The 5,898-nt window shown below is 32.7% G+C and carries 5 protein-coding genes; 4 read left to right on the top strand and 1 reads right to left on the bottom strand.

Translation table 11 applies throughout. The features are described 5' to 3' along the window. A partial coding sequence (gene topA, locus ABWO04_RS09425; RefSeq protein WP_353079469.1) for a type I DNA topoisomerase occupies positions 1–1,539 on the bottom strand: 1,539 nt, incomplete at its 3' end. 177 nt (positions 1,540–1,716) lie between these two features. On the opposite strand from topA, the gene miaB reads away from it, so the two are divergent. From miaB to ABWO04_RS09405, 4 genes are all read left to right on the top strand, one after another. Beyond that, a complete protein-coding gene (gene miaB / locus ABWO04_RS09420) occupies positions 1,717–3,204 on the top strand; it encodes a tRNA (N6-isopentenyl adenosine(37)-C2)-methylthiotransferase MiaB (RefSeq protein ID WP_353079467.1) in 1,488 nt (495 codons plus the stop codon). A 58-nt stretch (positions 3,205–3,262) separates the two neighbouring features. After that, entirely contained in the window at positions 3,263–4,531 is a 1,269-nt protein-coding gene (locus ABWO04_RS09415; RefSeq protein ID WP_353079465.1) for a sigma-54 interaction domain-containing protein, read from the top strand. Positions 4,532–4,547: 16 nt separating this feature from the next. Continuing rightward, entirely contained in the window at positions 4,548–5,051 is a 504-nt protein-coding gene (locus ABWO04_RS09410; protein ID WP_353079463.1) for an LptE family protein, read from the top strand. Between the two features lie 81 nt (positions 5,052–5,132). Further along, positions 5,133–5,898: DUF8458 domain-containing protein (locus tag ABWO04_RS09405; protein WP_353079461.1), on the top strand; the 766-nt coding region annotated here is incomplete at its 3' end.

The following is a 5,898-nucleotide window of genomic DNA, read 5'->3' as shown; positions in this document are numbered from 1 at the left end:
TTTTCCTTTATCGGAACCTGAGTTTTCTTTTAACGTTTGCGATTTTATTTCTTTACCAATTAAAGTTAATTGCTCGTATTTTCTTTCTGTACCTTCAAAACTTCCTTTTTCAACATAATTTCTGTTGATAATGGTGGAAATTGTTGGCGCATAAGTCGAAGGACGACCAATGCCTAATTCTTCTAATTTTTTTACTAAAGAAGCTTCTGTATATCTGCTTGCAGGTCTACTAAAACGTTCTGTTGCTGCAATGAATTTATGGTTTAGTTTTTCGTTTACTTTTAAAGCGGGTAACATACCTTCTTGTTCTTCATCATCTTCATCATTACCTTCTAAATATACTTTTAAAAAACCATCAAATTTGATTACTTCACCAGTTGCAGAAAAATATTCGTTGTGTGTATTCGCAGCAATTTTCACATTGGTTCGTTCCAGTTGCGCATCACTCATTTGCGAGGCTAAAGTACGTTTCCAAATTAAATCGTATAAACGAGCTTGGTCTCTATCGATATCAACTGTATGACGACTCATATCTGTAGGACGAATGGCTTCGTGCGCTTCTTGAGCCCCTTTTGATTTTGTATTGTAATTTCTTGGTTTACTATATGCTGCTCCGTAATACGAAGTAATTTCAGCTTGTGCAGCAGCCATAGCATCCTGAGAAAGGTTTACACTATCCGTTCTCATATAGGTGATTAAACCGGCTTCGTACAAACGTTGTGCAATTTGCATCGTAATTCCAACAGGTAAATACAATTTACGAGCGGCTTCTTGTTGTAAAGTAGACGTCGTAAATGGTGCTGTTGGCGATTTTTTTGTTGGCTTGGTTTCTAAATCCGCTACATTAAAATTCGCATTTACATTCTTTTCTAAAAATGCTTGAGCTTCTTCTTTTGTATTGAAATTTTTATTTAGTTTGGCTTTAACTGTTTTTCCAGCTTCATTAGTAAATTCAGCACTAATTGAATAACTTCCAACAGCTTTAAAATTCTGAATCTCTCTTTCACGCTCAACAATTAATCGAACAGAAACGGATTGCACACGTCCGGCAGATAATCCGCCTTTTACTTTTTTCCAAAGCACGGGAGACAATTCATAACCTACCAAACGGTCTAAAACTCTACGAGCTTGTTGAGCATTTACTAAATTATAATTGATATCTCTCGGATTTTCAATTGCTTTTAAAATGGCAGTTTTTGTAATTTCGTGAAATACAATACGTTTTGTTTTGGCAGGATCTAATTTTAATTCTTCGGCTAAATGCCAAGAAATAGCTTCTCCTTCACGGTCCTCATCGGAAGCTAACCAAACCATATCTGCTTTTTTAGACAAGTCTTTTAGTTTTTTAACTAAAGCTTTTTTATCTGGAGAAACTTCATATTTAGGTTTAAAGTTATCGTTCACATCTACACCAATTTCCTTTGAAGGTAAATCTGCAATATGTCCGTAACTCGATTCTACTTGGAAATCTGTTCCTAAAAATTTTTCTATGGTTTTTGCCTTTGCAGGTGACTCCACGATAACTAAATTCTTCGCCATTTTCAATTATTTGATTTTGCAAAAGTATATTATTTTTTTGATTAATATATATAGGTGTGGTTTTTTTGATTTTTTGAATTGTTGCACCTCAATTTTTTTAATTTTTTGTTAAACTGATGCTGACAATTTGGCAGATAGTGAAATTTAGTACTATCTTTGTACAGAATTTTTTTCGAAATGAATTTTCGAATACACTATTATGAAGTTTTTATGGAAGAAAAGGTTATAGAAGAAAGCAAACAAGGCACTTCGATGGTTTTGGAGAACAAACAAGGAAACCAAAAGAAGTTATTTATAGAAAGTTATGGTTGTCAAATGAACTTTGCTGATAGCGAAGTGGTGGCATCCATTTTAGCAAATCAAGGTTATAATACGACTCAAGTTTTAGAAGAAGCCGATTTGGTTTTGGTAAATACTTGTTCTATTAGAGATAAAGCAGAAGTAACCGTTAGAAAGCGTTTACAAGTTTATAATGCCATTAAACGAGACATCAATCCGAAAATGAAAGTTGGGGTTTTGGGTTGCATGGCAGAACGCTTGAAAGAAAAATTTTTAGACGAGGAAAAAATTGTTGATATGGTTGTAGGACCAGATGCTTACAAAGACATTCCGAATTTATTAAAGGAAGTAGAAGACGGTCGAGATGCTATAAACGTGATACTTTCTCGTGAAGAAACGTATGCAGATATTTCTCCAGTGCGATTAAGTAGTAATGGAATTACAGCTTTTGTTTCGATAACTCGAGGATGTGATAATATGTGTACATTTTGCGTAGTGCCTTTTACAAGAGGTAGAGAACGTAGTAGAGAACCAGAAAGTATTATTGAAGAAATTGCCGATTTATGGGCTAAAGGTTACAAAGAAGTGACATTATTAGGTCAAAATGTGGACAGTTACCTTTGGTATGGTGGAGGTTTGAAAAAAGATTTCGAAAAAGCAAGCGAAATGCAAAAAGCCACTTCAGTAGATTTTGCACAATTATTAGACAGATGTGCGACGCAATTTCCAAAAATGCGTTTTCGTTTTTCTACATCAAATCCGCAAGATATGCATATTGAAGTAATTGAGGTTATGGCAAAACACCATAATATTTGCAATTACATTCATTTACCCGTTCAGAGCGGAAGTACCAGAATACTTAAAGAAATGAACCGTCAACATACTCGTGAAGAATATATTGCATTAGTAGATAACATCTATAAACGTATTCCAGATATCTCACTTTCACAAGATATTATAGCTGGATTTCCAACAGAAACAGAAGCAGATCATCAAGATACTTTGAGTTTGTTAGAATATGTAAAATACGATTTCGGATTTATGTTTGCTTATTCTGAAAGACCAGGAACCTTAGCGGCCAGAAAAATGGAAGATGACGTACCTGAAGAAGTAAAGAAACGAAGATTAAATGAAATTATCGATTTGCAGCAACGTATCGCTTTAGAACGTACGCAACGATTTGTTGGACAAACTGTTGAAGTATTAGTAGAAAAAAATTCAAAACGTTCTGATAAACAATGGAGCGGCAGAAATTCTCAAAATACTGTAGTGGTTTTTCCAAAAGAAAATTATAAACCTGGTGATTTTGTATTAGTTAAAATATCGTATTGTACCAGTGGAACGTTAATAGGTGAAGCAGTAGGGTATTCAGAAATTATGAATTAAAAATTAACAATGAAAATTTAGAATTATCAATTGTTAATTATTAATTATCAATTAAAAAATGGAATCAGTTCAAAACATAAAACAACGCTTTGAGATTATTGGAAACGATCCAAAACTCAATCGTGCGGTAGAAAAAGCCATTCAGGTTTCTCCTACGGATATTTCTGTATTAGTAACTGGAGAAAGTGGCGTGGGTAAAGAAAGTATACCAAAAATTATTCATTCGTTATCTCATAGAAAGCACGGAAAATACATTGCCGTAAACTGTGGTGCCATTCCAGAAGGAACAATAGATTCAGAGCTTTTTGGACACGAAAAAGGATCGTTTACGGGAGCTACAGGAACTCGTGAAGGATATTTTGAAGTAGCCAATGGCGGAACTATTTTTTTAGACGAAGTTGGAGAACTACCTTTAACCACGCAAGTACGTTTATTACGTGTGTTGGAAAATGGCGAGTTTATTAAAGTAGGATCGTCTCAAGTACAAAAAACCAATGTACGTATTGTTGCGGCTACTAACGTGAATATGTTGGAAGCAATTGAAAAGGGAAAATTCAGAGAAGATTTATATTATCGTTTAAGTACTGTCGAAATTAATTTACCCGCTTTACGCGAAAGAAAAGAAGATATTCATTTGTTGTTTCGCAAGTTTGCTGCCGATTTTGCACACAAATATAAAATGCCTCCAATAAAATTATCAGATGATGCGGTGAATTATTTAATGCATTACCGTTGGAGTGGAAATATCAGACAATTGCGAAATTCAGCGGAGCAAATTTCTGTATTAGAAACCAATAGAGACATATCCTTAACGGCATTAAAATCATATTTGCCTAATATGGAAAGTAATTCGCTTCAAGTTGTTGGAGAGAAAAAAAGCACTTCCGATTTTAGTAATGAGCGCGAAATTTTGTACAAAGTACTTTTTGATATGAAAAGCGATTTAAATGATTTAAAAAAACTTACGCTTGAGCTAATGCAAAATGGTAATGCTAAAGTGCAAGAAAACAACAAATCGCTTATTCAAAAAATTTATGGTAATGCTGAAGAAAAAAACACTATTTTTGAACAAGAAATAAAAAGAAACGTTTTACCTGTTGAAGAAGAAGTAGAACAAGAAGAGTTTGATGACGAAGACGATTTTAACAACAATTATCTGTATGCAGAAGCGATAGACGAAGTAGAAACCCTTAGTTTAGAAGCGAAAGAAATAGAATTAATTAAAAAATCGTTAGAAAAAAATAAAGGAAAAAGAAAAGCAGCTGCAGATGAATTAGGTATTTCTGAAAGAACCTTATATAGAAAAATAAAACAATTTGATTTGTAGTTTTAGAACTTAAAATATGAACTTAAAAATTAAAATAATTACAATTTTAACCTTGTTTTTGCTTGTAAGTTGTAACGTGAAATACAACTTCACAGGTACAGGGAAAATTAATGCTAAAACATTTCAGGTAAATTATTTTCAAAATAATGCCGAAATTGTTGAAGTGGGAATAGAACGAACGTTCACGCAAAAATTACAAAACACCATACAAAATCAAACCAATTTAGATTTGGTAACGTCTGGTGGCGATTTATTGTATGAAGGTGAAATTGTAGAATATCGCATCACGCCAATGGCATCTAATGCAAATCAACAATCCTCACAAAACAGAATGACAATTACCATAAATGTGAGGTATTCAAGTAAAAATTCAGAAGATGATAATTTCGAAAAGCGTTTTTCGTTTTTTCACGATTATGATGCTAATTTATTGCCTTCTGCTGTTTTAAATGAAGCATTGGAAATCATTTACGAAAGAATCACTCAAGATATTTTTAACGAATCTTTAGCAAAATGGTAGTTTAAATATTGTTTTTCGAGAATCCGAAGCATTGTTGGCTGAGGCACTCGAAGTCAACTTTAAATTTTATTAAAATAAAAAATGAACACAAACGATTATATAAATCTACTTAATAATTCTAAAGCTATTAACGACAAACAAACGTTAATACTTGAAACTATTGTAAATGAATTTCCATTTTACCAAAGTGCTCGTGCTTTATATTTAAAAGGATTATATAATCAAGAAAGTTTTAGATATAATTACGAATTAAAGAAAACGGCTGCTCACACAACAGATAGAAGTGTGTTATTCGATTTTATTACTTCCGCTGATTTTAAAATTTTTCAGCAAGAAATATATGACAAGTACCAAGCAGAAATTCAAAATATAATAGTCGCTGATTTTGAATATGTTGAAGAAGAAAACCGACCAGTTGGAATAAATAGTATTTCAAAAACTACTACTTCAACTGAGACATATTTTGTTTCAGAACAACAAGAAACCAATAAAGAAGTAGAAGCCGCATTAGAAATAGGCAAACCATTTCAATTTGATAAAAACGAAACGCATTCTTTTTCAGAATGGCTTCAATTAGCTAAAATCGCACCAATTGTTCGTGAAGAAACCGAAAAACAGATGAATGTTTCTTCAGAATTAGAAAAAAAATTCGATTTAATTGAAAAATTTATTGAATTAAATCCTAAAATTCCACAGGCAAAAGATACCACTGCAGTGCCAATAAATATTGCTAAAAGCAACGAAACACCGTCTTCAATTATGACCGAAACGTTGGCGCAAATTTATCTTGAACAAAAAAAATATAGCAAAGCCATACAAGCTTATGAAATATTAATTTTGAAATATC

The organism is Flavobacterium sp., from assembly GCF_040382755.1.
Classification (GTDB): domain Bacteria; phylum Bacteroidota; class Bacteroidia; order Flavobacteriales; family Flavobacteriaceae; genus Flavobacterium.
This window is presented reverse-complemented; position numbering and strand designations above follow the sequence as displayed.

Bases quoted from the DNA above. Each gene is read 5' to 3' on its own strand.
- miaB (WP_353079467.1), top strand. From the start codon at position 1,717: ATGAATTTTCGAATACACTATTATGAAGTTTTTATGGAAGAAAAGGTT.
- ABWO04_RS09415 (WP_353079465.1), top strand. From the start codon at position 3,263: ATGGAATCAGTTCAAAACATAAAACAACGCTTTGAGATTATTGGAAAC.
- ABWO04_RS09410 (WP_353079463.1), top strand. From the start codon at position 4,548: ATGAACTTAAAAATTAAAATAATTACAATTTTAACCTTGTTTTTGCTT.